Annotated in this window: 2 protein-coding genes; both read left to right on the forward strand. The window is 71.3% G+C overall.

Going from position 1 to position 2,780, the window contains the following annotated elements:
• Nucleotides 1-390 precede the first annotated feature (390 nt).
• Nucleotides 391-1,395, forward strand: a complete 1,005-nt coding sequence (locus tag SACSA_RS0110540; RefSeq protein WP_019815711.1) for a LacI family DNA-binding transcriptional regulator — start codon at nucleotides 391-393, stop codon at nucleotides 1,393-1,395.
• Between the two features lie 88 nt (nucleotides 1,396-1,483).
• Nucleotides 1,484-2,710: an ABC transporter substrate-binding protein gene (locus SACSA_RS0110545; RefSeq protein WP_028661760.1), complete on the forward strand. Its 1,227-nt coding sequence runs from the start codon at nucleotides 1,484-1,486 to the stop codon at nucleotides 2,708-2,710.
• Nucleotides 2,711-2,780 lie beyond the last annotated feature (70 nt).

Below are 2,780 nucleotides of genomic sequence, written 5' to 3' on the forward strand. Positions count from 1 at the left end.
GGGCCACGGGCACGGCGGCGGCCCCCGCCGTGAGGGCGAGCGCGCGGCGGCGGGACAGCGGCGTGTCGGCGGTGCGTCTGTTTCCTGCGGTGGGCTCCGGGTTGTGCCGGCCGGACGGGTGCGAATGCGAGCGCATGAGCGGCCACCTCCGAGTCGGTCTGTCGAAGCGATTCGACAGTGCTGTGGATCGTGCGGCGGAACATCGAGCGCGGTGCAGGGGACTATGGCAGCGGTCACGATCGAGGTCAACACCGCTTCCGGAGCAACAACCCGGATTCGGAAAACGCGTCTTGTGCCGCCGATGCGCCGTGCCCTACGGTCGAGTGCCGCCGCGCCGGTCGATGCGCTTCGACCGCTGTCGGCACGCGCGACCGTAGCTGGAGGCCGAAGATGGTGACCATCGCCGATGTCGCCCGGGACGCGGGCGTGTCCGCGAGCACCGTCTCGTACGTGTTGTCGGGCAAGCGCTCGATCTCGCCGGACACCCGGCGCAGGGTGGAGGCCAGCATCCGCAGGCTGGGCTACCACCCGCACGCCGGTGCCCGTGCGCTGGCCAGTAGCCGCACCAACGTCCTGGCGCTGGTGGTGCCGCTGCGCGCCGACATCCACGTCCCTGTGGTGATGCGGTTCGTGACCTCCGTGGTCACGGCGGCACGCGAGCACGACCACGACGTACTGCTGCTGACCAACGACGAGGGGCCGGACGGCCTGCGCCGGGTGGCGGCCTCGGCCATCGCCGACGCCATCCTGGTGATGGACGTCGAGGCCGACGAGCCGCGCATCCCGGTGCTGCGCTCGCTGCTGCGGCCCGCCGTGCTCATCGGCGTGCCGGACGACCCGGAGGATTTGTCCTGTGTGGATCTCGATTTCCACGCGGCCGCGGGACGGAGCGTGCACCATCTCGCCGACCTCAGGCACACCGAGATCGGGCTCGTCGGTCCCTCGCCCGCCGTCTACGAGCGGGGCACGAGTTTCGCGGGGCGGTTCCTGCGCGGATTCACCGGCGCGGCCGCCGAGCGCGGGCTGGAGACCACGACACTGCCGTGTCCGCCCGACTACGAGGCGGTCCGCGACTGTCTCGACCGGATGTTCGCCGAACGGCCCGGGATCACGGGGCTCGTGGTGCACAACGAGGCCGTGCTCGGCACGGTGCTGTCCGAGTGCCACCGGCGCGGCAGGCGGGTCCCCGACGACATCTCCGTCGTGGCGGTCTGTCCCGAGGACATGGCGCACAGCTTTCCCGTCCCGTTGACGACGGTCGCGATCCCGTCCGACGAGGTGGGCCGGATCGCCGTGGATATGGTGATCCGGAAGTTGAACGGGGTGACCGCGCCGGAGGTGCGGTTGCTGTCGCCCCGCCTGCATCAGGCGGGCAGCACGGCGCCCCGCGGGTGAGCACGAGGTTGAGTAGCGGACGCGTCGGAACCGGTTAATCGAAGCGCTTCGACAGCGAGGTCGCGGCGCACGAAGGAGTGGCAACGCGATGAGCAGAGTGGCTCGACACACGGTGATCGGCGCCGCGGCGGCGACGGCGCTGCTGGGCGCGGCGGCCTGCGGCCCCGGCGGGGACTCGTCGTCCGGACCGGCCGAGAAGATCACCCAGCTCGACTACTACGCCGACGAGCAGGGGAGTCAGGCGTGGCAGCGGATTCTCGACACGTGCGCCGACCGCACCGGCATCGCCATCGAACGGCAGACGGTGCCCACCGACCAGATGTTGCCGAAGATCCTGAACGAGGCCCGGTCCCGGGCGCTGCCCGACCTGGTCTTCCTCGACAACCCGACGTTGCAGCAGGTCGCCAGCACGGGCGCGCTCACGCCGCTGACCGACTACGGCATCCCCACCGACGGCTACTACGACAGCATCCTGCGGGCGGGCACCTACGACGGCGAGATCTACGGGCTCGCGCCCGGCGTGAACAACCTCGCGCTGATCTACAACGAGACGATGCTCGCCGAGGCGGGGATCGAGCCGCCGACGACGTGGCGGGAACTGGCCGACGCGGCCGGGCGGCTCTCCGGCGACGGCCGGTACGGACTCGCGTTCTCGGCGATCCCGTCGGAAGAGGGAACCTGGCAGTTCCTGCCGTTCTTCTGGAGCAACGGCGCGGATCTGTCCGCGCTCGACTCCGACGCCGCCGTGGAGGCGCTCGAGTACGTGACCGGCCTGGTGTCCTCGGGTGCGGCCTCGGAGTCGGTGCTGACCTGGAACCAGAACGACGTGGCCGACCAGTTCGTCGCGGGCAACGCCGCGATGATGATCAACGGCTCGTGGAACCTCGCGCGCCTCGACGAGGAGGGCCCCGAATACGGCGTCGTGCCGATTCCCGCTCCCGACGCGAGCACCGACCCGGTGGTCGCGCTCGGTGGTGAGGTCGGTGCCATCCCCGCCACGGGCGCGGGCAGCCAGGAGGCGGCGGCTCAGGTGTTGTCGTGCGTGCTGAGCGAGGACAACATGATCGAGTGGGGCGGCTCGCACGCCTATGTTCCCTCCAGGACCGGCGCGGCGGAGGCGTTCGTCGAGAACAACCCCGCGATGGGCCCGTTCGTCGAGCAGGTGGCCACCGCCCGGTCCCGTACCGCCGAGCTCGGCGAGCACTACCCGAAGGTCTCCCAGGAGCTGTCCGGGGCGTTGCAGGCGGCACTGACCGGTGAGGCCTCGGCCCGTGAGGCGCTGCGTGCCGCACAGGAACAGGCGGGCACGTCGTGACGACCTCCTCGCCTGTCTCCGCCCCGCGCGCGAACCGGGCCGAGCCCGCGACCCGCGCGCGGCGGCGGAC

The organism is Saccharomonospora saliphila YIM 90502 (assembly GCF_000383795.1).
Taxonomy (GTDB): domain Bacteria; phylum Actinomycetota; class Actinomycetes; order Mycobacteriales; family Pseudonocardiaceae; genus Saccharomonospora; species Saccharomonospora saliphila.

What these genes read in the sequence shown, in the direction of transcription:
- SACSA_RS0110540 (WP_019815711.1), top strand. Translation starts at nt 391, where the DNA reads ATGGTGACCATCGCCGATGTCGCCCGGGACGCGGGCGTGTCCGCGAGC.
- SACSA_RS0110545 (WP_028661760.1), top strand. Translation starts at nt 1,484, where the DNA reads ATGAGCAGAGTGGCTCGACACACGGTGATCGGCGCCGCGGCGGCGACG.